Annotated in this window: 22 protein-coding genes, 1 rRNA gene and 1 pseudogene; 12 read left to right on the forward strand and 12 right to left on the reverse strand. The window is 58.5% G+C overall.

The genetic code is table 11. The features are described 5' to 3' along the window. Window positions 1-138 precede the first annotated feature (138 nt). Window positions 139-903 carry an exodeoxyribonuclease III gene (gene xth, locus ACQ4V8_RS08810; protein ID WP_010395965.1) on the reverse strand — a complete coding sequence of 255 codons (765 nt, stop codon included), beginning with the start codon at window positions 901-903 and terminating at the stop codon, window positions 139-141. Between the two features lie 570 nt (window positions 904-1,473). On the opposite strand from xth, the gene ACQ4V8_RS08815 reads away from it, so the two are divergent. Genes ACQ4V8_RS08815 through ACQ4V8_RS08830 form a run of 4 tightly spaced genes read left to right on the forward strand, consistent with a single transcriptional unit; the run spans window position 1,474 to window position 3,107 of the window. Beyond that, on the forward strand, window positions 1,474-1,845 hold the full coding sequence (locus ACQ4V8_RS08815; protein WP_029496238.1) for a phiTE_015 family protein: 372 nt from the start codon (window positions 1,474-1,476) through the stop codon (window positions 1,843-1,845). A gap of 10 nt (window positions 1,846-1,855) precedes the next feature. Next, window positions 1,856-2,044 carry a DUF1653 domain-containing protein gene (locus tag ACQ4V8_RS08820; protein WP_010395968.1) on the forward strand — a complete coding sequence of 63 codons (189 nt, stop codon included), beginning with the start codon at window positions 1,856-1,858 and terminating at the stop codon, window positions 2,042-2,044. Window positions 2,045-2,083: 39 nt separating this feature from the next. Continuing rightward, window positions 2,084-2,554 (forward strand): CreA family protein, encoded by a 471-nt coding sequence (locus tag ACQ4V8_RS08825; RefSeq protein WP_010395969.1) that lies wholly within the window; start codon window positions 2,084-2,086, stop codon window positions 2,552-2,554. A gap of 25 nt (window positions 2,555-2,579) precedes the next feature. Next, window positions 2,580-3,107, forward strand: a complete 528-nt coding sequence (locus tag ACQ4V8_RS08830) for a hypothetical protein (RefSeq protein WP_436571250.1) — start codon at window positions 2,580-2,582, stop codon at window positions 3,105-3,107. A gap of 185 nt (window positions 3,108-3,292) precedes the next feature. Here ACQ4V8_RS08830 and ACQ4V8_RS08835 read toward each other — a convergent pair whose 3' ends face one another. Next, a complete protein-coding gene (locus tag ACQ4V8_RS08835; protein WP_010395974.1) occupies window positions 3,293-4,786 on the reverse strand; it encodes a leucyl aminopeptidase in 1,494 nt (497 codons plus the stop codon). A gap of 67 nt (window positions 4,787-4,853) precedes the next feature. Between ACQ4V8_RS08835 and lptF the strand changes: the two genes are divergently transcribed. From lptF to ACQ4V8_RS08855, 4 genes are read left to right on the forward strand one after another with little or no spacing between them, the layout of a single operon-like run. Then, window positions 4,854-5,999, forward strand: a complete 1,146-nt coding sequence (gene lptF / locus ACQ4V8_RS08840; protein ID WP_070345570.1) for an LPS export ABC transporter permease LptF — start codon at window positions 4,854-4,856, stop codon at window positions 5,997-5,999. Further along, the gene (lptG, locus tag ACQ4V8_RS08845; protein WP_436571251.1) at window positions 5,996-7,165 is read left to right on the forward strand and encodes an LPS export ABC transporter permease LptG; all 1,170 of its coding nucleotides are present in this window, start codon (window positions 5,996-5,998) and stop codon (window positions 7,163-7,165) included. Before lptF ends, lptG begins: the two co-directional genes overlap by 4 nt. After that, the gene (locus ACQ4V8_RS08850; protein WP_010395980.1) at window positions 7,165-7,572 is read left to right on the forward strand and encodes a sirohydrochlorin chelatase; all 408 of its coding nucleotides are present in this window, start codon (window positions 7,165-7,167) and stop codon (window positions 7,570-7,572) included. Before lptG ends, ACQ4V8_RS08850 begins: the two co-directional genes overlap by 1 nt. After that, window positions 7,551-8,564, forward strand: a complete 1,014-nt coding sequence (locus tag ACQ4V8_RS08855; RefSeq protein WP_261980718.1) for a stealth family protein — start codon at window positions 7,551-7,553, stop codon at window positions 8,562-8,564. The genes ACQ4V8_RS08850 and ACQ4V8_RS08855 overlap by 22 nt, the downstream gene beginning before the upstream one ends. 137 nt (window positions 8,565-8,701) lie before the next feature. Here ACQ4V8_RS08855 and cobA read toward each other — a convergent pair whose 3' ends face one another. The 7 genes and pseudogenes from cobA to ACQ4V8_RS08890 form a co-directional block, all read right to left on the reverse strand. Continuing rightward, entirely contained in the window at window positions 8,702-9,463 is a 762-nt protein-coding gene (cobA, locus tag ACQ4V8_RS08860) for a uroporphyrinogen-III C-methyltransferase (protein ID WP_010395984.1), read from the reverse strand. Window positions 9,464-9,490: 27 nt separating this feature from the next. Beyond that, window positions 9,491-10,807: a sulfate adenylyltransferase subunit 1 gene (locus ACQ4V8_RS08865; RefSeq protein WP_280720745.1), complete on the reverse strand. Its 1,317-nt coding sequence runs from the start codon at window positions 10,805-10,807 to the stop codon at window positions 9,491-9,493. After that, window positions 10,807-11,721: pseudogene (gene cysD / locus ACQ4V8_RS08870) on the reverse strand (sulfate adenylyltransferase subunit CysD); the annotation flags it as partial. The pseudogene cysD and the gene ACQ4V8_RS08865, both read right to left, overlap by 1 nt. A 36-nt stretch (window positions 11,722-11,757) precedes the next feature. Continuing rightward, window positions 11,758-12,474, reverse strand: coding sequence for a phosphoadenylyl-sulfate reductase (locus ACQ4V8_RS08875; protein ID WP_010395990.1), 717 nt, complete (start codon window positions 12,472-12,474; stop codon window positions 11,758-11,760). A 9-nt stretch (window positions 12,475-12,483) separates the two neighbouring features. Continuing rightward, complete coding sequence (locus ACQ4V8_RS08880) at window positions 12,484-13,044, reverse strand: DUF934 domain-containing protein (protein WP_010395992.1); 561 nt, start codon at window positions 13,042-13,044, stop codon at window positions 12,484-12,486. Next, entirely contained in the window at window positions 13,037-14,725 is a 1,689-nt protein-coding gene (locus tag ACQ4V8_RS08885) for a nitrite/sulfite reductase (RefSeq protein WP_010395994.1), read from the reverse strand. Before ACQ4V8_RS08885 ends, ACQ4V8_RS08880 begins: the two co-directional genes overlap by 8 nt. Before the next feature lie 81 nt (window positions 14,726-14,806). After that, complete coding sequence (locus ACQ4V8_RS08890; protein ID WP_029496239.1) at window positions 14,807-15,580, reverse strand: sulfite exporter TauE/SafE family protein; 774 nt, start codon at window positions 15,578-15,580, stop codon at window positions 14,807-14,809. Between the two features lie 160 nt (window positions 15,581-15,740). Here ACQ4V8_RS08890 and ACQ4V8_RS08895 point away from each other — a divergent pair, with 160 nt between their 5' ends. The 3 genes from ACQ4V8_RS08895 to ACQ4V8_RS08905 all read left to right on the forward strand — a co-directional run bounded on the left by ACQ4V8_RS08895 (window position 15,741) and on the right by ACQ4V8_RS08905 (window position 18,579). After that, the gene (locus ACQ4V8_RS08895) at window positions 15,741-16,682 is read left to right on the forward strand and encodes a CysB family HTH-type transcriptional regulator (protein ID WP_436571252.1); all 942 of its coding nucleotides are present in this window, start codon (window positions 15,741-15,743) and stop codon (window positions 16,680-16,682) included. Window positions 16,683-16,743: 61 nt separating this feature from the next. Further along, window positions 16,744-17,394, forward strand: a complete 651-nt coding sequence (locus tag ACQ4V8_RS08900; RefSeq protein ID WP_010396001.1) for a class I SAM-dependent methyltransferase — start codon at window positions 16,744-16,746, stop codon at window positions 17,392-17,394. A gap of 186 nt (window positions 17,395-17,580) precedes the next feature. Continuing rightward, window positions 17,581-18,579: a porin gene (locus ACQ4V8_RS08905; RefSeq protein WP_010396003.1), complete on the forward strand. Its 999-nt coding sequence runs from the start codon at window positions 17,581-17,583 to the stop codon at window positions 18,577-18,579. Between the two features lie 51 nt (window positions 18,580-18,630). On the opposite strand, the gene ACQ4V8_RS08910 is transcribed toward ACQ4V8_RS08905, so the two are convergent. From ACQ4V8_RS08910 to ACQ4V8_RS08920, 3 genes are all read right to left on the reverse strand, one after another. After that, complete coding sequence (locus tag ACQ4V8_RS08910) at window positions 18,631-19,827, reverse strand: PAS domain-containing sensor histidine kinase (protein ID WP_010396006.1); 1,197 nt, start codon at window positions 19,825-19,827, stop codon at window positions 18,631-18,633. A gap of 159 nt (window positions 19,828-19,986) precedes the next feature. After that, on the reverse strand, window positions 19,987-20,745 hold the full coding sequence (locus ACQ4V8_RS08915) for a LytR/AlgR family response regulator transcription factor (RefSeq protein WP_010396007.1): 759 nt from the start codon (window positions 20,743-20,745) through the stop codon (window positions 19,987-19,989). A 76-nt stretch (window positions 20,746-20,821) separates the two neighbouring features. After that, window positions 20,822-22,114, reverse strand: a complete 1,293-nt coding sequence (locus tag ACQ4V8_RS08920; RefSeq protein ID WP_070345562.1) for a sensor histidine kinase — start codon at window positions 22,112-22,114, stop codon at window positions 20,822-20,824. A 650-nt stretch (window positions 22,115-22,764) separates the two neighbouring features. Here ACQ4V8_RS08920 and ACQ4V8_RS08925 point away from each other — a divergent pair. Then, window positions 22,765-23,347: ribosomal RNA gene (locus ACQ4V8_RS08925) — 16S ribosomal RNA — on the forward strand; the annotation flags it as partial.

The following is a 23,347-nucleotide window of genomic DNA, read 5'->3' on the forward strand; positions in this document are numbered from 1 at the left end:
GTCGGATGGCTGTTGCCACTTACAGTGGTCCACTTTCGATGATGCCTGCATGGCTTAATCGATGGTTGCCACAACCGGCGCATGGTCGGATGGCTGTTGCCACTTACAGTTGTCCACTTTCGATGATGCCTGCATGGCTTAATCGATGGTTGCCACAACCGGTGCATGGTCGGATGGCTGTTCCCATTTACGGGGCACTCGGTCGATCACGCAGGCCGTGCAGCGGGCCGTCAAGTCTGGCGAAAGCAGGATATGGTCGATGCGCAGCCCCTTGTTCAGGCGGAAGCCCAGTTGGCGGTAATCCCACCAGCTGAACGATTTTTCCGCCTGCTCGAACAGGCGGAAAGCGTCTGTCAGGCCGATGTCGAACAGGCGCTGCAAGGCGGCGCGTTCCTTGTCCGAGACCAGTATCTGCCCAGCCCAGGCGACAGGGTCGTGCACGTCGCGGTCGTCGGGCGCGATATTGTAGTCGCCCACGACGGCCAGTTGCGGGTGCAGCAGCGCTTCTTCGGCCAGCCAGTCGTGCAGGGCGGACAGCCAGCCCAGCTTGTATTCGTACTTGTCCGAGTCGACACTCTGGCCGTTTGGCACGTAGGCGCACACGACGCGCACGCCGCCGATTGTCGCGGCCAGGATGCGTTGCTGCGCATCTTCATAGCGAGGATTGTTTTTCACCACGTCGGCGATCGGCAGCTTCGACAGGATGGCTACGCCGTTATAGGTTTTCTGGCCGCTGAAGACCACCTGGTAACCGGCCGCCTCGATCTCGGCGACGGGGAACTTGTCATCCGTGAGCTTGGTCTCTTGCAAGCAGAGTATATCGACCGGGTTGTCTGTTAGCCACTGCAGCACTTGCGGCAGGCGCACTTTGAGCGAGTTGACGTTCCAGGTGGCAATTTTCATGGGAAAAATCCTTGCTTGAATAGGTATCGATAAGCGCGAATCTTACCGCATGCGTGTCGTCGACGTGCTGCTCCCCGCTTGTCGTGCAAGTACTTTATTTTCCCACAGGGAAAAAGAGTGCTCATAAAGTGTTTATATTTAGCCAATCGTGGGGCAGGAATATTATGTTTTTGTGTATGATTGATCAATCCTTATGTTTGATTTAGCATAAGTGCTTGGCGTGGCGGGCTTTGTCGTGCCGTTTAACGCGACAAAGGTGTAAAGTTTCTCGCTAAAACGCGATAAAAACTACTAAAATGGCACAATGTAACAACTGTGTCATACGCCTTTGTTACAGCCAAGTTGAGAACCGAACAGGAAGCAGTTGTAATTAGTTGTAATTGCTATTCCGATTACATGACCACTGCGCCGTTACGGAGTGTTAATTCCGTCACTGGCGCCGCCAGACTTGTTATATAAATTGCAGTACTATATCTATGATACTATTTTGCAACATCAATAGATGGTACTATTTTGAAATGTTGCAGTTTTAATAGTGAGACTTGCGCGTAGCATTTGCAAAGGAAGAAAATGCGAACTGCATTTGAAGCGTGGGCGCAGCGTGACGGCCACATTGTGCGGCGAAGAGAAGATAAACCGGATGAGTACCTGATTTTCGAGACTCAGCGTCGCTGGGTGATCTGGCAGGCAGCTCTGACGCATGGCAAGATGCCGGCCAAGCCGCGCGTGAGCGCAGCCGAAAAGGCGGCGAAAGCCCAGCGCGCGCTGGAGATGTCCTCGGCTGAAGCGAGCGTGCGTAACAAGGTGCTCAATGAGGTGCTCGACGCCTTCAGCGGTGCCGATGGCGCTGCCGGCATGGAAGGCATACTGCAAGTGATCCAGAGCCTGAAGATGAAGCAGAAGGCACTGGCCGACGAGAAGAGCGAAGATTCAACGGCTTGAGGGGGCGACGATGCGTTATCGGCATTACAAGGGCGGCATTTATGAACTGGTGTGCGAAGCCACGCTGGAGGCAGATCTGACGCCGATGATCGTGTATCGCGCCGCGGACGGCACCATCTGGACCCGGCCGAAAGACGTGTTCTTTCAGCTGATCGAAGTCGAAGGCGTCATGGTTCAGCGTTTCGCTCCTATTAACTGATGGCAACTGATGGCCGCGTGCGTGCCTGGGATTATCTTCATGCGTAAATTGCTGCCAGCCGTTTTAGTGCTGGGTTTTGCCTGCGCCGTGGCGCAGGCCGAAACCATCGGTTCTGTCGACACGGTGTTCAAACTGATCGGCCCTGACCACAAGATCGTCGTCGAAGCCTATGATGATCCGCGTGTCGCTGGCGTTAGCTGCTACCTGTCGCGCGCCAAGACCGGTGGCATCAAGGGGGCCATCGGCCTGGCCGAAGACAAGGCTGATGCGTCCGTGGCTTGCCGCCAGGTGGGGCCGCTGCAATTCAAGGGCCAGCTGCCGCGCCAGGAGGAAGTGTTTACCGAGCGCGCCTCGATCTTCTTCAAGCATGTGCGCGTGGTGCGCATGGTCGACAGCAAGCGCAATGCGCTGGTCTATCTCGTGTATTCCGACCGCCTGATCGAGGGTAGCCCGAAAAACAGTGTTACCGCCGTCGCCGTGCCTGGCGAGCAGCCGATTCCCGTCCGTTGATTCCTGTCCCTTAAGCGAGCTTCCCATGCGCCTACCATCGTCTGCCGCCCTAGCCGTCAGGACGCTGCTGCTGTTGGCGTTGGGCGGCTGCGCCACCCTGACTGGCAACACCGAGCAGATGGTGCTGGTGCAAACCGTCCTGGATAACCGCGAATTGAATGGCGCGGGCTGCATCCTCAGCAACGATGTCGGCAAGTGGTTTGTCACGACGCCGGGGCGCATTACCATCCGCAAGAGCCAGGAGCCTTTGACAGTCGACTGCCGCAAGCACGGTTCGCCCGCCATTGCGACGGATGACCACATCGACCCCAAGCTCAATGGCAGCGTCTGGGGCAATATCATCCTGACCCTGGGCGTTGGCTATTTCGTCGACCGCAACACGGGGGCGGGCTTTGACTATCCATCGATTTTGACCATCGTCATGCAAGACCCCGCGCGCCTGGCTCCGCCGCCCGCGGCGATTTCCGCGTCGCTGCCAGCGCCCGCGGCGCCGGAGGCCGTGGTGCAGCCGAAAGTGGCGCCATCGCCCTTGCCCAATTCCGTCGTCTACTGATCCAATGACACATAAAAAAACCGCCAGGTCAGTGACCGTGGCGGCTGTCTTCTTACGTAGCGACGCCTGACAAAACCGTAGCGAGCGGGAGCGAGTGGTGGCCGAGAAGCGCAGCTGTACTTCATGTACAGCGAGCATCGCCGGCCGCCAATAGCCCCGCGCAGTAGCTTTGGTCTGGCCTTCTCTTAGACGCGGTTGATCAGGAACGTGGTCAGCAGCGGTACTGGGCGGCCGGTTGCGCCTTTTGCTCCGCCCGATTTCCATGCCGTGCCGGCGATGTCCAGATGCGCCCAGGTGTACTTCTTGGTGAAGTTTTCCAGGAAGGCCGCTGCCGTCACCGAACCACCGCCTGGCGTGCCGATGTTGGCCAGGTCGGCGAAGTTCGATTTCAGCTGCTCGTTGTACGCCTCTTCGATCGGCATGCGCCATGCCGTGTCGCTCGACTGTTTGCCCGCTGCCAGCAGTTCATTGGCCAGCTGGTCATGCGCTGCATCGCTGCGCGTAAACAGGCCGCTGTTGTGGTGGCCCAGGGCGACGACGCAAGCACCCGTCAGGGTGGCGATATCGACCACGACTGCAGGCTTGAAGCGTTCGGCGTAAGTCAAGGCGTCGCACAGCACCAGACGGCCTTCGGCATCGGTGTTCAGTACTTCGATGGTCAGTCCGTTCATCGAGGTGACGACGTCGCCTGGCTTGGTGGCGCGGCCCGACGGCATGTTTTCGCATGCGGCGATGACGCCGATGACGTTCAGCTTCAGATTCATTTCGCCGATGGCGCGGAAGGTACCGAGTACCGAGGCGGCGCCGCACATGTCGTACTTCATTTCATCCATGCCAGGACCAGCCTTGAGCGAAATGCCGCCCGTGTCGAAGGTGATGCCCTTGCCAACCAGGACCACCGGCGCGTCCTTGGCCTTGCCGCCCATGTGCTTGAGGACGATGAATTTCGGCGGCTGCTCGCTGCCGTTGGTGACGGACAGGAAGCTACCCATTTTCAACGCTTCGAGCTGTTTGCGGTCCAGGATTTCGACTTCGAATTTGTAATCCTTGGCCAACTGCTTGGCCGTGTTGGCCAGGTAGGTTGGGTTGGCGATATTCGCTGGCAAGTCGCCCAGATTGCGCGTCAGGTCGGAACCGTTGGCGATGGCGATTGCCTGCGTCAGTGCGCCGCGCGTGGCTGCCGTTGCTGGCGCTGCCAGGACGATCTTGCGCACGCCTGCTGGCGCCGGATCTTTTTTACTTTTTTGCGAGTCGCAGCGGTATTGGCTGTCATGTGCGGCTTGCACCACGCAACGGATTGCCCAATTTACGTCACGCTCTTTCACTTCCGTCAGCGGTAATGCGATAATGGCGTCCGCAGCGCCCAGCGAAGCGAAAGCCTTGAGGGTCGCTTGTACACCGGTAGCGAAACTTTTTTCGCTGACAGTTTCATCGCTGCCCATGCCTACCAGCAGAACACGTTCGGCGACGACGCCATCGACTGCGCGCAGCAGCAGGGTGCTGCCAGGCTTGCCGCTGATGTCGCCGGACTTCAGCGCAGCCGAAATTGCACCCTTGCTGTCCAGCGATTTTGCCGCAGGCGACAGTTTTTTGTTTTCGAATACCGCAACCGCGATGCATCCGCTTTTGGCCGTGCCGAGGGTGCTCTTGGTATCGAATGCTTTTATGCTAAAGTCCATTTGGTTCTCCGTTTTCATTTACTAGTAACGTGTTACTCAACTAACTGACCCGAATTATAAACTCCGAATGATCTTTCAACGCGCCCTTCGACGTGAATTGGCTAGTGCTGCCGGGGCCACCTTCACTGTTTTGTTCAGCATCCTGCTCACCTGGATGCTGATCGGTATTCTCGGCAAGGCGGCGGGCGGCAAGATTGCGTCGGCCGACGTCATGTCGCTGATGGTCTTTTCCGCTCTGATGCAACTGCCCACCATCATCATCCTTACCGGTTTCATTTCGGTGCTGATGGTCGTGACCCGCAGCTACAAAGAGTCGGAGATGGTGGTGTGGTTCGCCTCCGGTCTGAGCCTGTCGCGCTGGATCTGGCCGGTCCTGAGTTTCGGCTTGCCGCTGGTGCTGATCACCGGCATCCTGAGCCTGTATGCCACGCCGTGGGCGCAAAAGAAAAGCGATGAATATGTGGCGCGCTTTGAAAAGCGCGAAGACCTGCAGAAAGTCACGCCGGGCCAGTTCCGCGAATCGGCTGGTAGCAACCGCATCTTCTTCGTCGAGGGTGCCAGTGGCGAAAAGAACGTGGTGCAGAACGTCTTCGTCAATACCGTCGATGAAAAAGGCAGCGCCGTCGTCGTCGTCGCCCGCGAAGGCGTGATCAATACCGACGCCAAGGGTGAACGCTTCCTGGTGCTCAAGAGTGGACGCCGCTATCAGGGCGTGCCGGCGCAAGGGGACTTCCAGACCATGGAATTCGAGCAGTACATCATGCGCATCGAGAGCCGGCAGCAGGAACTGGGCGCGGAACTGGGCGTGCGCGCCATGAGCACCATGGCACTCATCGCCGATCCGAATCCCTATACCATGGCCGAATTGCTATGGCGCGTTAGTGCGCCCCTGATTGGCCTGATGCTGATTCTGCTGGCCATTCCGCTGGGCTTTGTCAATCCGCGTGCGGGCAGTTCTGCCAATCTGATCGTGGCCCTGCTGATTTTCTTTTCTTACAACAATCTTATCAAGGTCGTCGAAGCGAGCGTAAAACAGGGACGCCTGACATTTGGGCTGGCCTGGTGGCCGCTGCACCTACTGGCGGCACTGGCCGTCGTGGCGCTGTTTGCGTGGCGCCTGAATGTGAATCACCGCTATCATCCGCTGGTCTTGCTGGCGTCCTTCAAGCGCGCGCGCCGCGCCGGTAAACCAAGTAAAGCGGCATCGAAATGAAGATTTTACAGCGCTATTTTACGGTCTCGATATTCCAGGCAGTGCTGTTCGTGCTGCTGGCATTCCTGGCACTGCAAGCCTTCATCGACCTGACGGGCGAGCTGCCCAAGGTGGGCCGCAACGGCTACACCATCCAGTATGCATTCCTGTATGTGCTGGTGCTGGTGCCGGGGCATGTGTACGAGGTGATGCCGATTGCAGCACTGATCGGCACGATCTACACGATGGCGCAGTTTGCCGCCAGTTCCGAATTTACCATCATGCGCGCCTCGAGCATGTCAACGGCGATGGCGGCCGGTTTCCTGTTACGCATCGCTATCGTCTTTGTGGTCATTACCTTTATCTTCGGTGAACTGATTACCCCGCGCACCGAGCAACTGGCCGAACGCCTCAAGCTGACTTCGCGCGGCGCGGCCGTGTCGAGCGAATTTCGCTCCGGCCTGTGGACCAAGGATATGGTCAAGAGCGATGGCCTGACGGGCAGCGTCACCGGTTCGCGCTTTTTCAATGTCGGCGAAGCGCGTCCGGACGGCCAGCTGAAAAACGTCAAGCTATACGAATTTGACATCGATTTCCGTTTGCGTACCTTGACCGTAGCGAAGGGGGCGACGTATCAAGGCAATAATACCTGGCGCCTGACCGATGTGACGGAAACCTCGTTTTCGAACAGCGCGGCGACCTCGCCCGACTTCGAGCCGAAGCTGGCGAACTACTATGAGCAGGAAACGAGCATGGTACGCACCGTGCATAGTGCCAGCAAGGACATGGTGTCCGAAGTGACGCCGAAGATCCTGACGGTGTCGGCTTCGGATCCCGAGCGCATGTCGGCCAGCGAACTGGCCGTGTACACGCGCCATCTGGCCGAGAACAAGCAGGAGACCGAGCGTTTCCGCATCGCCTTCTGGAAAAAGCTGATCGATCCCCTGGCCATCTTCGTGTTGATGGCGCTGGCGCTGCCGTTCGCCTACATGCACACGCGCAGCGGCGGCATCAGCCTGAAGATATTTATCGGTATCATGATCGGCGTGAGCTTCATGCTGGTCAATACCCTTTTTTCGCATCTTGGGCTGCTCAGCACCTGGCCAGCCTTCCTGACTGCAGTGGCGCCGAGCACCCTGTATTTGCTGCTGGCGCTGGGCGCCCTGTGGTGGGTGGAACGGCATTGATGGAGAAGAACTTGAAACAGGCACTGATTTTGTTTGCACATGGCGCGCGCGCCGCATCGTGGGCCGCACCCTTCGAACGCTTGCGCGATTTGACCCAGGCGCGCATGCCCGACACCAGCGTGCACCTGGCCTTTCTGGAATTGATGACGCCACGCCTGCCCGAGGTGGTAGCAAGCCTGCTGGCTGACTTACCCGCAGGTGCAACCCTGGACGTTACGGTGGTGCCGGTGTTCCTGGGGCAGGGCGGGCATGTGCTGCGCGACTTGCCGCTCCTGGTGGAAGAACTGCGCCAGCAGCATCCGCAACTGCGCTTGAAGGTGGTCGAGGCGGTGGGCGAGAACGCCAGCGTGCTCGCTGCCATCGCCGATTACTGCGTGGCGGCGCCATGCTCCAGTGCTATCCCTTGAGCTGCGCCGCCAGCGCGATGCCAGCGACGCGCATCGACATCGTTTATCTGTGGGTTGATGGCGCCGATCCGGCCTGGCATGCGCGCCGACAGCAGGCATATGCCGACTGGGCGCAGGCGCATCCCGGCCAGTTGGCCCTGCACGGCAACGTGGCGGGGCGCTACCGCGACAACGGCGAACTGCGCTACAACCTGCGCGCGCTCGAGCGTTTCTTTCCCGACCACGGTCATGTCTATTTGCTGACGGACCGCCAGGTGCCTGCCTGGCTGCGTGCTTCTGCGCGCCTGACGGTGATCGACCATGCCAGCCTGATGCCTGGCGCATCCCTGCCGGTGTTCGATTCCGGTCATATCGAATCGTATCTGCACCATATTCCAGGCTTGTCCGAACGTTTCCTTTATCTCAATGACGATGTCTTTATCGGCGCGCCGTTCGTGCCCGCATTCTGGTTTGGCGAAGATGGCGACCGGCGTTTGAGCGTTTTTACGGAGAGCGCGCTGCAGCCTGATGTGCAGTGCTTGCGCGCCGACGTGGCCGCGCCTGTCAATTGCGCCACCTTGTCGCGGCAATGGCTGTCGGCGCAGTACGCCGATTATCGGCATGAACCGCAGCTGTATGCGCATGCGCCGCGGCCGATGCTGAAAAGCGCGCTGCATGCGCTCGAGGCGCTGGCGCCGGCCATGTTTGCCGGCGTGCGCGCGACAGTGTTTCGCTCCTGGCAGGTGCCAGCATTGCTGCCCGATCTGGTGCCGCGCTGGATGGTGCATCAGGGCATGGCGCGCGCGCGCATGCTCGACCCGCTGCATATCGCCAGCGGCGATGTGGAGGCGCCGCAGCAACTGGAACAACTGCTGGCGCAATTCGGCACCTTACCATTTTTCTGTATCAACGATACCTGCGACGAGGCCGACGATGACGACCCGCGCCTGCTGCGCGTGGCCGCCACACTGCAGCGGCTACTGCCGCTACCTTCCTCTTTTGAACACGCCTAAGCGCAGCCAGGCAAAGTGGGTTCGCGCAGGATGACTACGCGCTTGCATCTTGCCGGCACAGCTTTTTCATGCGGCGCAACAGGCTTCTTCTGCAGACATCTGCTCACTGCAAGGTCGCTCAAATACGTTGTATTTAGTCAGCCATAGCGCGCCAGAATGGCAGTGTCCTCGACGCCCTGGTGCGCGCGCGCGGCCATGGCATCGCCCAGCATCACCAGCACGGGGCCGTGGGTGTCGCCCAAGCCATGCGCGAGGGCGCTCAGCGGCAGGCGCACGATGCGCTGGTCCGGGCGGCTGCAGTTTTCAATCACGACCACGGGCGTGTCAGCGCGCCGGCCCTGGGCCAGCAGGCGCTGCGCCGTGGCGACGGCTTCGCGGCCACCCATGTATTGCACCAAGGTGTCGCAGTCGGGAATGCGTGTCTGGTCCGGTTCGCCCGGCGCCGTGCTGGACGTGAAAAAGGCCACGCTGCGCGAGACGCCCCGTTTGGTCAGCGGCTGCTGTGTGGCGGCGGCCGCCGCCAGCGCAGTGGTAATGCCGGGCACTACTTCGACAGCGATGCCCGCTTCTTCCAGCGCCCGCAGCTCTTCGTCGGCGCGGCCGAACAGCATCGGGTCGCCGCCTTTCAGGCGCACCACGATGGCGTGCTTGCGCGCATGGTCCACCAATTGCTTGTTGATGAACGCTTGCGCCGTCGATAACTGGCCGCAGCGCTTGCCAACAAGAACCTTTTGCGCCTGCGGGCACAGCTCCAGCATCTCTGCGGTCACTAGTGCATCGTGCAGCACGACGTCCGCCTGTGCCAGCAGGCGCGCACCGCGCAAGGTCATCAAGTCTTGCGCGCCGGGGCCGGCGCCGATCAGGTAGACCTTGCCGGGGTGAGATGTGGAGTGGTTCATGTTTGCTTTCTTCAGTCGAGACGCCGCTTACAGCCGAATCATGCCCGCCGCGACGGTCTGGTGGGTCACTTCATCGATCAGGATAAACGCACCGGTGGCGCGGATATCGGCATACGCGTCGGCCGCCAGTGCCTGCTGCACGTTCAGGCTGATGCGGGCGATATCGTTCAGCTTCAAGCCTTCAGCCGGATGGCGCTGTTGCGTATTGATATCGAGGATAGAATCAATCGCCGTCACTTTCGCCGCCGTCTGCTTGGTGCCGTGCTTGATCCAGTACTTGCGGCGCAGATCCAGCGCGTCTTCCGACAGCCAGCACACGTCGGCCACCACTTGTTTCAGCAAGGTGGCGGGACGGTCGGCTCCGGCCAGCAGGTCGCCACGCGAGATATCGAGGTATTCATTGAGCAGCAAGGTCACGGACTGGCCCACCACGGCAGTTTGCAGCGAGCCGTCCAGGGTGACGATATCCTTGACGCTAGCCGTCTGGCCCGATGGCTGTACCAGCAGCGTGTCGCCGATGCTGACCTTGCCCGCTTCGATACGCCCCATATAGCCGCGGAAGTCGTTTGCTTCGTGGCCATTGTGGCGTGCCACCAGCTGCACCGGGAAGCGGAACGGCGTGTCGTGCGATTCGTCGTAGACGGACAAGGACTCCAGCAACTCGATCAGGGTCGGGCCCGTGTACCAGCCCAGCTTGTCACCGCGTTCGACGACGTTGTCGCCCGTCAAGGCAGACAGCGGGATCGGCGTGATGTCCTTCAAGCCCAGCGACTGGGCGAACTCGCGGTAGGCGGCGACGATGCGCGTGTACACCGTCTCATCGTAGTCGACCAGGTCCATCTTGTTGACGGCGACGACCACATGCTCGATCTTGAGCAAATGGGCAATCGTCGAATGGCGTTTGGTCTGGATCAACAGTTCCACGCTGCCATCGTCACCGAGTTTGACTTTCGACACGTCGATCAGGATGATGACGGCATCGGCGGTCGAGGCGCCCGTGACCATATTGCGCGTGTATTGCTCGTGGCCCGGCGTGTCGGCGATGATGAATTTACGCTTGGGCGTGGCGAAGTAGCGGTAGGCCACGTCGATGGTGATGCCTTGCTCGCGCTCCGCTTCCAGGCCGTCCGTCAGCAGCGACAGGTCGACCGTGTCGCCCACCGTGCGCTTGTGCTTGGAGCGCGACATGGCGTCGAGCTGGTCGGCAAAGATGCCCTTGCTGTCGAACAGCAAACGGCCGATCAGGGTGCTCTTGCCGTCATCGACGGAACCGGCCGTGATAAAGCGCAACATGCCGCGCTCGACATTGACGGGTGAGGTGGTGTTCTGGCTTGCTGCGTTCATTAGAAATATCCTGCTTTCTTGCGTTTTTCCATCGAGGCTTCGGAAGTCTGGTCATCCATGCGGGTGGCGCCGCGTTCCGTGATTTGCGTAATTGCCGTCTCGGCGATGATGGCGTCGACTGTCGCCGCGTCGGACGACACGGGGCAGGTGCACGAGATATCGCCCACCGTGCGGAAGCGCACGACTTGCGTTTCCACCGTTTCGCCTTCGCGCGGCGGCGTCAGGTCCGTCAATGGCACCAGCAAGCCGTTGCGCGCGATCACCTGGCGTTCGTGGGCGAAGTAGATCGGCGGTAATTCCAGTTTTTCGCGGGCGATGTATTGCCACACGTCGAGTTCGGTCCAGTTCGAGATGGGGAAGACGCGCATGTTTTCACCGGGATGCACGCGCGTGTTGTACAGGTCCCACAGTTCGGGACGCTGGGCTTTCGGGTCCCAGGCGCCGAATTCATCGCGGAAGGAAAAAATGCGTTCCTTGGCGCGGGCCTTCTCTTCGTCGCGGCGCGCACCGCCGATGCAGGCGTCAAATTTGTGCTCGGCGATGGTTTCCAGCAAGGTCACCGCTTGCGCTGCATTGCGCGAATCCGTGGCCGGGTTGCGCAGGCGCACAGTGCCGCGCTGTATCGAGTCTTCGACGGAGCCGACGATCAGGCGTTCGCCCAGTTCAGCCACCTTCTTGTCGCGGAAAGTGATGACTTCCGGGAAGTTGTGGCCCGTGTCGATATGCACGAGGGGAAACGGGAATTTGCCTGGGCGGAAGGCTTTCTCGGCCAAGCGCAGCAGGACGACGGAATCCTTGCCGCCGGAAAACAGCAGCGCGGGGTTGGCCGATTCGGCCGCCACTTCACGCATGATGTGGATGGCTTCAGATTCAAGGCTGTCGAGATGACGCTGGTTCAAAATATTGCTCATAGGTGTGCTTTCTTGTTCTGCTGAGTCTGTTGTGTCTGATCAGGCTGCCACGGATTTGATGCGTATCAATTTGCCGTCCACCATGTGCAGGCCGCATTCCTTGGAGTCCGGGTTTTCCCACCACCAACGCCCGGCACGTACATCTTCACCCGGCTGTATTGCCCGCGTGCACGGTTCGCAGCCGATCGACGGGTAGCCCTGGTCGTGCAGCGCGTTGTAGGGCACATCGTTGGCACGGATATAGTCCCACACATCCTGCTCAGACCAGTCGGCCAGCGGATTGAATTTTGTCATTGCATGTGCGGCGTCTTCTTCCTGCACGTGCAGTTCGGCGCGCGTGCTGGACTGGGCGCGGCGCTGGCCCGTGATCCAGGCCTTGTTGCCGGCCAGGGCGCGTCCCAGTGGCTCGACCTTGCGGATGTGGCAGCATGCGCGGCGCATCTCGACGCTGTCATAAAACGCGTTGAGACCGTGCTGTTCCACGTAGCCAGCCACCGCTTCCGGCTGTGGACGGTACAGGATGATGTCGTGGTCGTAGCGGGCCTTGACCTTGTCGAGTACGGCCAGGGTTTCCTGGTGCAGTCGGCCTGTTTCCAGAGAAAAGATGCCGATTGGCAGCTTTGCCTTGAGAATCAAGTCAGTCAGCACCATGTCTTCGGCGGCCAGGCTGGACGCGAACACGGCCGGCGAAAAGTCCGCCGCGATGCGTGCCAGCGTTTGCCCGGTGGCGTCAATTAATGTAGTCAGATCACGCATGAGGCGTCCTCAGATGCCGGCCGCGTTGTCGCGGTCAGGATTCTGGCCTTCGCGCTGGTGGCGGCGGAACAGCGGTGATTTTTGATCCCACGAGGCCTGGTAGGTTTCCGAAAAGACAGACAAACCTTTCAGCGCGTCATGGATGCTGCGGTCAGGCCGCGTCGCATATGCGTCAAAGCCGACCCTATGCATGGAGAACAACTGGTCGCGCAGCACGTCGCCGATGGCGCGCAATTCCCCTTGGAAACCGAGGCGGGCGCGCAAGTTGAAGGCGATGGAATAGCCGCGGCCATCCGTGAATTTCGGGAAGTCCACGCCGATGACGGGCAGTTGCGCCACGTCGGCGGCCAGTTCTTCCGGGCGCTCGTCGCTGGCCAGCCAGACGCCGATGTCTGGCTGGCGCGCCAGCAGGGTCTCGCGCTGTGCTTGCCAAACGGACAGGGGGACGATGACCTTGCCGGCAGGCACGATGACCGTTTCCGGCGTCTCGCCCTCATCGAGGCGCAGCAAGCCCCAGCTATTGGGCACGACAGCGGCGTTCTTGATAATTTCTTCGCGTACTTCAAACATATTCGTCTTCTCCCACCAGGTTGCCGATCGTGATCGGCGTTGCATACACGTGTTCCTTGAACGGCGCCAGGCCCAGGCGCTGCGCCGTATCGACGAAGCGCTCGCCTTCATGGCGGTCGCGCACGTAGACGTGCAGCAGGCGGCCGATGACTTCAGGCATTTGCAGCGCAGAGAATGATGGTCCGATGATCTTGCCGATGGCAGCATGGTTGCCCTGCGCGCCGCCGATCGACACTTGATACCATTCGCTGCCATCCTTGTCGACGCCGAGGATGCCGATGCTGCCCACGTGATGGTGGCCGCAGGCATTGATGCAGCCGGAAATATTGAGTTCGATCTCGCCGATGTCATGCTGGAAGTCGATGTTGTCGAAGCGTTCCGCGATGGCGGCCGCGATCGGCAGCGACTTGGCGTTGGCCAGCGAGCAGAAATCGCCGCCCGGGCAGCAGATCATGTCGGTCAGCAAGCCGATGTTCGGCGTGGCCAGCCCGTGCGCCTTCGCTTCCTGCCACAGTTTGAATAGTTTCGATTGCTCCACGTCGGCCAGCACCAGGTTTTGCTCATGCGTCACGCGCAGTTCGCCAAAGCTGTAGCGCTCGGCCAGGTCGGCTACGAAGTCGATCTGCTCTGCCGTCGCGTCGCCCGGCGGCACGCCCGTTTTCTTTAGCGACAGCACCACGGCCACGTAGCCAGCGCGCTGGTGCGGCTTGGCGTTGCGCGCCAGCCAGTTCATATAGGCCTTGTTATCCGCGTGTTCCGCCTTGTAGTCGAGTTCTGGCAGGGCAAGGTAGGCGGGCGGATTGAAAAAGTCTGCTACGCGCTGCATTTCCTCGGCCGTCAATGTTTCCGCGCCGTCCTTCAAGTCGACCCACTCGGCTTCCACCTGGCGCGTGAATTCTTCCACGCCGATGGCTTTCAACAGAATCTTGATGCGCGCCTTGTATTTATTGTCGCGGCGGCCGTGCAAGTTATACACGCGCATGATGGCCTGGACATACGTCAGCAAATGTTGCCATGGCAGGAAGTCGCGCACCACGCTGCCCAAAATCGGCGTACGGCCCATGCCGCCACCGGCCATGACCTTGAAGCCCACTTCGCCAGCGTCGTTGCGTACGGCCGTCAAGCCGATATCGTGCACGGCGATGGCCGCGCGGTCTTCCTTGGCGCCATTGATGGCGACCTTGAATTTGCGCGGCAGGGCGATGAACTCGGGGTGGAAAGTACTCCACTGGCGCAACACTTCAGCATAAGGACGTGGATCGATGATTTCATCGGCCGCAACGCCGGCATAGGGGTCAGATGTTGTATTACGGATACAGTTGCCGGAAGTCTGGATCGCGTGCATTTCTACCGACGCGAGCTCTGTCAGGATATCGGGAGTTTGCTCCAGCTCGATCCAGTTAAACTGGATGTTCTGGCGCGTGGTGAAGTGGCCATAGCCGCGGTCGTACTTGCGCGCGATGTGCGCGAACATGCGCATCTGCTTGGACGACAGCAAGCCGTACGGCACGGCGATACGCAGCATGTAGGCGTGGCGTTGCATGTACAGGCCGTTTTGCAGGCGCAGCGGAATGAATTCCTCTTCCGTGAGTTCATTGGCAATACGGCGCACAACCTGGTCTCGGTACTGGGCGATGCGTTCTTTGATGATGAGGTGGTCGTACTGATCGTAATGGTACATATCAATTCCTAAAAAAGCCGGGGTACTGGAAGACTGCCTGGGATGATGTTCTTGATTTTGCTCTTGTTACATGGTGGTGCACTAATAGATTAGCTTCACTGCCACGCCGGTCAAGGTCATCGCCAGCAGTACGCGTAAAAACTTTTCTGGCACGGAGCGGGCGATCCAGGAACCGAGCGTGATGCCAGGCAGGGAGCCGACCAGCAGTGAGGCCAACAATTCCCAGTCGATGGAGCCGAGCCACCAGTGGCCCAGGGCGGCGATGGCTGTCAGGGGCACGGCGTAGGCGATATCGGTGCCCGCCACTTCGGCCGAGCTCATGCGTGGGTATAGCATCACCAGCAGGGTTGCGCCGATGGCGCCGGCGCCGATCGACGAGACCGTCACCAGCACGCCCAGCACGGCGCCGGCGATGCTAGTCGCGGCGGCAAGTTTCTTGCCCTGTAATTGTTTCTCAGGGTGTGCATTGATCCAAGCCAGCATGCGCCCCTTGAAGATGAGCGCCACGACGGTCAGCAGCACGGAGCCGGCGATCGAGTAACGAATGATCTGGCCGATTTCCGGCGACAGGGTGCCGAATGACTTCAATGCCAGGGTTGAGACGACGGCGGCAGGCAGGGCGCCGATGCACAGGCGCTTGACGATATCCCAGCGGACGGTGCCACGCAGGCGGTGCGTCAGGGTGCCGGCGCTCTTGGTGATCGAGGCGAACGCCAGGTCGGTGCCCACCGCCACGGAGGGCGACACGCCAAACAGCAAGGTTAACAGCGGCGTCATCAGCGAGCCGCCGCCCACGCCGGTCATTCCTACGAGTAATCCTACGGCGAATCCTGAGACTATATAAGACAAAGTCATGCTTGCACCCCCAAAGTACCCGCAATAGTAATAAACTTCGTGTTTATCCCAAACTACTTAGTACGCATTTGCTTATATGCGATATGCGTATAAGCATGAACGAAAAATCATGGGTGGTGCGGAAACTTGGCAAATGACGGCAATCTAGGGTAAACCAGCAATGAATCTCCATCAACTGCGCTTCGTGCGCGAAGCGGTCCGTCAGAACTATAACCTGACGGACGCCGCCAAGGCATTGTTTACGTCGCAACCCGGCGTGTCGAAAGCCATTATCGAGCTGGAGGAAGAGCTGGGCGTCGATATTTTTACGCGTCACGGCAAGCGCATCCGTGGCTTGACGGAGCCGGGTCGCCTGGTGCTGGAATCGGTCGAGCTGATCATGCAGGAAATCGACAGCATGAAGCGCATCGGCAAGGAATTCGCGGCGCAAGATAGCGGCAGCTTTACCATTGCGACCACGCATACGCAGGCGCGCTACACCTTGCCCAAGGTCGTGCAAGCGTTCATGCTGAAGTTTCCCAAGGTCAGATTGTCTTTACTGCAGGGTAACCCGCGCCAGATCGCCGAGATGGTGCAGCGCGACCAGGCCGACCTGGCCATCGCTACGGAATCGATCGCCGCCATCGATGGCTTGATCACCTTGCCATGTTATCAATGGGAGCATGTGGTGGTGGTGCCGCTCGACCATCCGCTGCTCAAATCGAAGTCCATCACCCTGGAAGAAATTGCCGCATTTCCCCTCATTACCTATGACAGCGCGTTTGCCGGACGTAACAAGATCGACCACGCTTTCGTGCTGCGTGGCCTGAAGCCGGACGTCTTGCTGGAAGCCATCGATGCCGATGTCATCAAGACTTATGTCGAGTTGGGCATGGGCATTGGTATCATAGCGGGTATGGCCTTCGATGCCGAACGCGACAAAGGCTTGCGCGCCATCCCTGTCGGCCATCTGTTTGGCATGAATGTGTCGCGCGTGGCCGTCAAGCAGGGCGCGTATTTGCGCAGCTATATTTATACCTTTATCGAGTTGCTGACACCAACCCTGAACCGCAAGCTCATTGAGCAGGCGATGAGCGGTGATAAAGAGCACTACGAACTATAACAATGCATGAAGTCGGCCGGGTGATGTGCCTGGCCAAGATTATTTAAGAAGAGAATAAACGATGATTACCGATCAGCTTGCCAAATATTACGCCACCATCGCGCAGCAGTACGAGCGCGTCTATGACAAGCCCGAACGCCAGGAAGACCTGGAAGTGTTGCGCGACAAGGTCGCTGACGTGCTGGAAGGGCACACCGTGCTGGAACTGGCCTGCGGCACCGGCTACTGGACGCAATTGGTCGCCGAGTCGGCCGTGTCCGTGCTGGCCACCGATATCAACGATGAAATGCTGGCGCTGGCCCAGGCACGCGGCTTGCCCGACAACGTCACCATTGCCAAGCTCGACGCATTCAATTTGCCCGATGACTTGTTGGGCAAGTTTACTGCTGTCTTCGCCGGCTTCTGGTGGTCGCACGTCAAGCGCGAAGACCAGGACAAATACCTGAAGCAATTGCGCAGCAAGCTGGGCAAGGACATCGTGCTGGTGCTGATCGACAATTCCTATGTCGATGGCAGCAGCACCGTCATCGCGCGCACTGACTTGGAAGGCAATACTCACCAGTTCCACACGACGCCGGCAGGCGAGCGCTATGAAGTGTTGAAGAATTTCCCATCGGACAGCCACCTGCGCAAGAAGTTTGCCCATTCGACCCGCGAAATCCGCATGAAGCGCCTGGAATATTACTGGCTGCTGAGCTGCCGTCTGAAATAAGGCTGGAACGGTAAGCTGAACCGCCTGCGGGCGGTTTTTTTTCGTCTGTTGTTTTTATGTCACACGCTATTGTGATAAAAAGCAACATCTTGTCGATGTCATATTGTTGAAGTAATTCGTGGGCATGATTCGGTTCAGCAGCTAAGCAGCAGCTCAACTTGTCCAACTTAATGTAGAGAATCTCAAGTGAAAAAAATTACTCTGGCAGCATTGATCATCGGCACCTTCGCAGCGGCGACTGCGCAAGCTCAATCGAACGTTACCGTCTACGGCGTGGTCGATCTGGGTATTGCCAAGACCACGGGTGCGGCGATGCTGGAACGTGAAAACCAGGCGTCGCGCATTGGTTTCAAGGGCACGGAAGATCTGGGTAGCGGCTTGAAGGCCATTTTCAACCTGGAAGGCGAATTCAAGGGTGATACTGGTGCGCAAGCGTCCACCAACACCCTGTTCGATCGCCAGGCATGGGTTGGCCTGACCGGTGACTTTGGTACCGTCTACCTGGGCCGTACCAAGGACCTGATCGACGGCACCCTGGCACGCGTTGATCCATTCAACACTTACGGCGTCATCGGCAAGATCAATGAGCCAGTCATGCGCGGCGGCCAGTCGCCAAACGGCGCACAAGCCATTCCGGCCACATCGGTCGTGGGCGTGTCGCGTGTGAGCAATGCTGTGACCTACAACAGCCCATCGTTCAGCGGTTTTGTCGTCAGCGGCCAATACGTTGCCAGCGAAATCAAAGATGCCGATTCGGGTTTCAGCGTGGTTGCCACGTATGACCAGGGTCCAGTGAGCGCACACGCCGGCTACCAGAAGAAAGTACAGTCCGTTGCTAACGCAGCAGCCGAGCCGAAACTGTGGATCGTCGGTGGCGGTTACAAATTTGGCCCTGCCAAAGTCACCTTTGATTACTCGAAAGCAGATACCGATGTTGCCGCTACCGGCGATTTCAAGAGCTACCTGCTGGGTCTGGCTTATGACATCGGCGGCGGCGCAATCAAGGTCAGCTATGTGAAGCAGAAGCAAGACAGCCGCACCGTCAGCGGCAAGGAAACGGCCAAGGCCTATGGTCTGGGCTACGACTACCCGCTGTCGAAGCGTACCGCTGTGTACGTCTACGGTGGCCGCGACCAGTTCAGCGAAAAATCGATGTATCAGCTGGGCATGACCCACAAATTCTAAGCATCAGTTGATGTGATGAATGAAAAAGGCGCCTGCGGGCGCCTTTTTTCCTTATGCCGTGGCTGTTTGCGTCACTTCCGCCTGCATGGGCAGCGAGATGTCGATGCGTGTGCCGCCCAGTTCGCTATCGGTGCCAATATAGATGCTGCCGTTCAAGCCCCATACCCGTTCGCGCATGCCTAGCAGTCCGAGTGCCGTGGCTTTTTCCAGGTCGTGTTCAGCAATGCCGTGGCCATCATCCTGGATGGTGATTGCCAGAGAGGAATTGATGCGGTGCAGGGCGATGGTGATGTGGCTGGCCTCGGCGTGACGCGCGATATTCGTCAGCGCCTCTTGCACGATGCGGTAGATGGCCGTGCTACGCGCGTCGTCGAGCACCAGGTCGGCCTCGTCGGCCAGCAAGTCAAAATGGATGGTGCGGCGCAACAGGAAGTCATGGCGCAGTTTTTGTAGTGCAAAATACAATCCCCCCTCATCGAGCGCGCGCGGCCGCAGGTTGCTGGCGATGCGCCGCAGCGAAGTGATGGCCGTCAGCAGCAAGCCATCCATGCTGTGCAGCAACGCTTGTAGCGACAAAGTCGTGTCCGTGTGCTGGCGTACCAGCGTCAGGTCGCCTCGCAAGGTAGCCAGCAATTGCCCTAGGTCATCATGCAGTTCGCGCGCGATATGCTTGCGCTCTTCTTCGCGGATGGATTGCAGCGCATTCGACAATTCACGCAGTTGCGAAAAGGAGCGAGCCAGTTGCTCGTGCATCTGCTGTCGCGCGCTGATGTCGCGCACGATGATGGTCAACACGCTGCCGCCATCTGCCTGCATGGCCGAGAGTGAACCTTCGAGCGCAAACATGGCCCCATCGCTGCGCCTGCCCGTCAGGGTGTAGTCGGTGGCGCGCCGGCCCGACAGGCGTAGTCCTTGATTGATATCGCCAAACGGCGCATCGCCATCATGGTTGCTCAGGCTGCAAAGAGTGCGTAAGTCGCGCAAGATGTAGTGGCCCAGGCGCATGCCGCGCATGCGGGCCGGCGTGTCGTCAAATAACCTGGCTGCCGCCGCGTTCGCATGCACGATGATTTGTTCGCTATCGATGCTGATGATGGCTTCGCTGGCGCTGGCGCTGTCAATGATGGCCTGGCCGTGCGCCCGCCGTTGCCGGCCGGCGTTCAAAGCAGGAAGCAAGCACAGTAAAAGCGCTGCCGCCATGCCCAGCGGCAAGATGCGCAGCAGGCGTGGACTGCCTCGATCAGGCATGGGCTTCTCCTTGCGAACGTGTACGAAGGCCGGCCGGACAGCGATGGCGGACAGGACTGTAGATAGCCTAAGCCGGCCACTGCGGTGCGGCTTGATGTGGCACAGAAAGGGGAAGAAAGAGGGCTATGCGCCGCGCCGGCATGCCGGGCGGCGACTCGCTTACATTTGCTTGAATAGGTGCAAGAAGCTGCGGCTCACTTCGAGCTTGTCGGATTTGCCTTTGATGAGTACCAAGTGACGGCCGCGGATGTCGCGCGTCACGCCTTCGATGGCATTGACGTTGACCAGTGTGGCACGGTGGATTTGCCAAAATAGCGAAGGATCGAGCTCTTCGGCCAGATCGCGCACAGGCTTGCGTATCAGTGCCTCATACTTGGCTGTCTGCACGCAGGTGTATTTCTCGTCAGAACGGAAAAATAAAATCTCATCGACGGGGATCATGCGCAAGTCCTGGCCGATGCTGGCCTGTATCCATTGCAGGTAGCTGGGCTTGGCCGTAATTTTTTCTGCCAGTTGCGACAGCATGGCCGTGACGCTGCCATTGACATCGAGCGCTGGCTTGTTCAAATGCGTTTTCAGGCGCTCGACCGTCACCAGCAAACGTTCATGCTCGGGTGGCTTGAGTACGTAATCGACTGCGCCCCGTTCGAAGGCTTCGACGGCGTGGGTATCGTAGGCGGTGACGAAGACGATATGGGTCTTGCTGCCAATCACTTGCGCCGCTTCCATGCCTGTCTTGCCCGGCATGCGGATATCGAGGAATGCAAAGTCGGGCTTGAGTTGCGCCACCAGTTCAATTGCTTCGTCGCCATTCTTGGCTTCGCCGATGATTTCCAGTTCTGGCCAGGCTTGGCCCAGGCGCAGGCGCAGCTGGTCGCGCATCAGTCTTTCGTCGTCGGCAATAATAGCGGTAGGCATAGGTCTCAAGTGTGAACAGGCGAAGATTGATTATTCAATGAATTAGCGTTTTTATCAACTATCTTATTGAGCTCGCTTATTTGGATAGTTGATACGGTACTTCGATCACGGCGCACACACCGCTGGGCTGGTTGGGTGTGATGGTCAGGCTGCCCTGGTCGCCATGCAGCAGTTTTAGGCGCTCGCGGATGGTGGGCAAGCCCAGGCCCGTGCCATCGCTGGGTACGACACCAAAGCCCAGGCCGTCATCGGTGACGATCACGCGCAGCTTGCTGTGTGCTACTTCGGCCAGGATGCGCAAGGTGCCGCCTTCCGGTTTGACTTCCAGGCCGTGCTTGATGGCATTTTCTACCATCGATTGCAGCATCATGGGAGGAAAGGCGGCGCTGCGCAGGCCGTCTGGAATCTGGAAGTCGACGGTCAGGCGTTCTTCCATGCGCATTTTCAGCAGGTTCAGGTACGCTTGCACCATGTCCGCTTCACGGCCCAGATTGGTAATCAGGGCGTTGTCGCGCATTTGCGGCAGTACGGCGCGCAGATACTGGATCAGGCTGCGTTGCATCTTCGCCGCACGCGGCGGATCGGTCTGGATCAGGTGCTCAACGGAGGCGAGGGTGTTGAACAGGAAATGAGGTTCGACTTGCGCTTGCATCATTTGCATTTTTGCTTCGCTGAGCTGGCGCTGCATGGATGCGCGTTCGGCCGCTTCATTTGCCGTAATGGTTTGCGCTTCCGCACGTTTCTTGCCGCCAACCAGAGCTTTCATGGCGAACAGGGCCAGCACCAGCAAAGACACAAAGCTCTTGAACCAAGTCGACGCTTGCTGGTGATAGCGTGATACTTTTTGTTCCGCAGCATCATCGACCGCTTCTTCTATGGCATTCGACAACTCTTCGCCGATTTGTGGTGGCAATTCGATATGGACCTCTTCCCCTGAAGCATTGGTGGTCACCGGATAGCTGGGTTTGGTGGCGGCGGCGGGCGGTTCGGGCGGTGCCGGCGGCACCGCTTTTGCCTGCTCGTCCGCAGTGGCGGCATCGGTCGTATCGCTGGCTGCATCAGCCGTGCTGCTACGCCGGTTCTTGCTGTTGCGCGGATTGAAATGGATGCCGGTATCGTCGATCAGGATATTCGTCTCACCCGAGCCTTTGCTGCTGCGCTTATGCGATTTGATGACGACTTCCTCATCCGGGTTGGACGAGAACAGTTCGTCTTGCAAAATGGAGCCGGCGATCAGGGCCAGGGCGGCGAACAGGAAAAATTTCCACCAAGATAGCTGGGTTACCCAAGTCGTCGTCGCGTCGAATGCTCGTTGCAACCAGGCGAGGATGGTTTTCAACAATTGAGGCAGGCTGGAAATCGGAAGCATGGAGAGCACTTTCAAGTACAAGAGTTAAGCGGCGCTGGGGGCAAGTGCGAGTCCTTGTTGAACAGCGTCAGAATCTGATGTTGCCACTGTGCCTAAAGACCTCGAACTATGCCAGTCGATTGCGACAGGCTGCACAAAAAGGCGCTTGAAGTGAAGACAATGCTTGCTGGGCAGAGAGGACAGGCTGCGGCGAAAAAGAAGGCTTGCAGAGTTTGCGGGCCAGGGCTATAATTCGCCCCCTTGCTGAACGACGCATGTAAATGCAAAGTAAAGCAGGGTAAAAAAGTTTTTAAGCGCAATGCGCTGAAAAACGGAGTTGACGGATTTAAAAAAATGCCTCATACTCTTCCTTCTTCGCAGCTGACAGACACAACGCTTTGTCGATAGCGCGAAAGTGGTAAATAAGTAGTGCCGAATACGTTCTTTAACAATTAACAGTCGATAAGTGTGGGCATTTGATGTAAGTGCAGCAGTGATCTTCGGATCGCTGTAAAACTTAAAATATCAAATGTTCACAAGAAATAATGAAATAGGATACTTCTTCGGAAGTAGCCTGTCAGTTTTTTGAGTGAGCGAATCTTTTGTAATGCAAAAGATTTGGATAGTAGTAATACTGTCCGACCTGTCAGAAATGACATTAAACAGAGATTAAACTGAAGAGTTTGATCCTGGCTCAGATTGAACGCTGGCGGCATGCCTTACACATGCAAGTCGAACGGCAGCACGGAGCTTGCTCTGGTGGCGAGTGGCGAACGGGTGAGTAATATATCGGAACGTACCCTAGAGTGGGGGATAACGTAGCGAAAGTTACGCTAATACCGCATACGATCTAAGGATGAAAGTGGGGGATCGCAAGACCTCATGCTCGTGGAGCGGCCGATATCTGATTAGCTAGTTGGTAGGGTAAAAGCCTACCAAGGCATCGATCAGTAGCTGGTCTGAGAGGACGACCAGCCACACTGGAACTGAGACACGGTCCAGACTCCTACGGGAGGCAGCAGTGGGGAATTTTGGACAATGGGCGAAAGCCTGATCCAGCAATGCCGCGTGAGTGAAGAAGGCCTTCGGGTTGTAAAGCTCTTTTGTCAGGGAAGAAACGGTGAGAGCTAATATCTCTTGCTAATGACGGTACCTGAAGAATAAGCACCGGCTAACTACGTGCCAGCAGCCGCGGTAATACGTAGGGTGCAAGCGTTAATCGGAATTACTGGGCGTAAAGCGTGCGCAGGCGGT

Origin of the sequence: Janthinobacterium paucivorans (assembly GCF_051380805.1) — a bacterium.
Taxonomy (GTDB): domain Bacteria; phylum Pseudomonadota; class Gammaproteobacteria; order Burkholderiales; family Burkholderiaceae_D; genus Janthinobacterium; species Janthinobacterium lividum_D.

What these genes read in the sequence shown, in the direction of transcription:
- xth (WP_010395965.1), bottom strand. Translation starts at nt 903, where the DNA reads ATGAAAATTGCCACCTGGAACGTCAACTCGCTCAAAGTGCGCCTGCCG.
- ACQ4V8_RS08815 (WP_029496238.1), top strand. Translation starts at nt 1,474, where the DNA reads ATGCGAACTGCATTTGAAGCGTGGGCGCAGCGTGACGGCCACATTGTG.
- ACQ4V8_RS08820 (WP_010395968.1), top strand. Translation starts at nt 1,856, where the DNA reads ATGCGTTATCGGCATTACAAGGGCGGCATTTATGAACTGGTGTGCGAA.
- ACQ4V8_RS08825 (WP_010395969.1), top strand. Translation starts at nt 2,084, where the DNA reads ATGCGTAAATTGCTGCCAGCCGTTTTAGTGCTGGGTTTTGCCTGCGCC.
- ACQ4V8_RS08830 (WP_436571250.1), top strand. Translation starts at nt 2,580, where the DNA reads ATGCGCCTACCATCGTCTGCCGCCCTAGCCGTCAGGACGCTGCTGCTG.
- ACQ4V8_RS08835 (WP_010395974.1), bottom strand. Translation starts at nt 4,786, where the DNA reads ATGGACTTTAGCATAAAAGCATTCGATACCAAGAGCACCCTCGGCACG.
- lptF (WP_070345570.1), top strand. Translation starts at nt 4,854, where the DNA reads ATGATCTTTCAACGCGCCCTTCGACGTGAATTGGCTAGTGCTGCCGGG.
- lptG (WP_436571251.1), top strand. Translation starts at nt 5,996, where the DNA reads ATGAAGATTTTACAGCGCTATTTTACGGTCTCGATATTCCAGGCAGTG.
- ACQ4V8_RS08850 (WP_010395980.1), top strand. Translation starts at nt 7,165, where the DNA reads ATGGAGAAGAACTTGAAACAGGCACTGATTTTGTTTGCACATGGCGCG.
- ACQ4V8_RS08855 (WP_261980718.1), top strand. Translation starts at nt 7,551, where the DNA reads ATGCTCCAGTGCTATCCCTTGAGCTGCGCCGCCAGCGCGATGCCAGCG.
- cobA (WP_010395984.1), bottom strand. Translation starts at nt 9,463, where the DNA reads ATGAACCACTCCACATCTCACCCCGGCAAGGTCTACCTGATCGGCGCC.
- ACQ4V8_RS08865 (WP_280720745.1), bottom strand. Translation starts at nt 10,807, where the DNA reads ATGAACGCAGCAAGCCAGAACACCACCTCACCCGTCAATGTCGAGCGC.
- ACQ4V8_RS08875 (WP_010395990.1), bottom strand. Translation starts at nt 12,474, where the DNA reads ATGCGTGATCTGACTACATTAATTGACGCCACCGGGCAAACGCTGGCA.
- ACQ4V8_RS08880 (WP_010395992.1), bottom strand. Translation starts at nt 13,044, where the DNA reads ATGTTTGAAGTACGCGAAGAAATTATCAAGAACGCCGCTGTCGTGCCC.
- ACQ4V8_RS08885 (WP_010395994.1), bottom strand. Translation starts at nt 14,725, where the DNA reads ATGTACCATTACGATCAGTACGACCACCTCATCATCAAAGAACGCATC.
- ACQ4V8_RS08890 (WP_029496239.1), bottom strand. Translation starts at nt 15,580, where the DNA reads ATGACTTTGTCTTATATAGTCTCAGGATTCGCCGTAGGATTACTCGTA.
- ACQ4V8_RS08895 (WP_436571252.1), top strand. Translation starts at nt 15,741, where the DNA reads ATGAATCTCCATCAACTGCGCTTCGTGCGCGAAGCGGTCCGTCAGAAC.
- ACQ4V8_RS08900 (WP_010396001.1), top strand. Translation starts at nt 16,744, where the DNA reads ATGATTACCGATCAGCTTGCCAAATATTACGCCACCATCGCGCAGCAG.
- ACQ4V8_RS08910 (WP_010396006.1), bottom strand. Translation starts at nt 19,827, where the DNA reads ATGCCTGATCGAGGCAGTCCACGCCTGCTGCGCATCTTGCCGCTGGGC.
- ACQ4V8_RS08915 (WP_010396007.1), bottom strand. Translation starts at nt 20,745, where the DNA reads ATGCCTACCGCTATTATTGCCGACGACGAAAGACTGATGCGCGACCAG.
- ACQ4V8_RS08920 (WP_070345562.1), bottom strand. Translation starts at nt 22,114, where the DNA reads ATGCTTCCGATTTCCAGCCTGCCTCAATTGTTGAAAACCATCCTCGCC.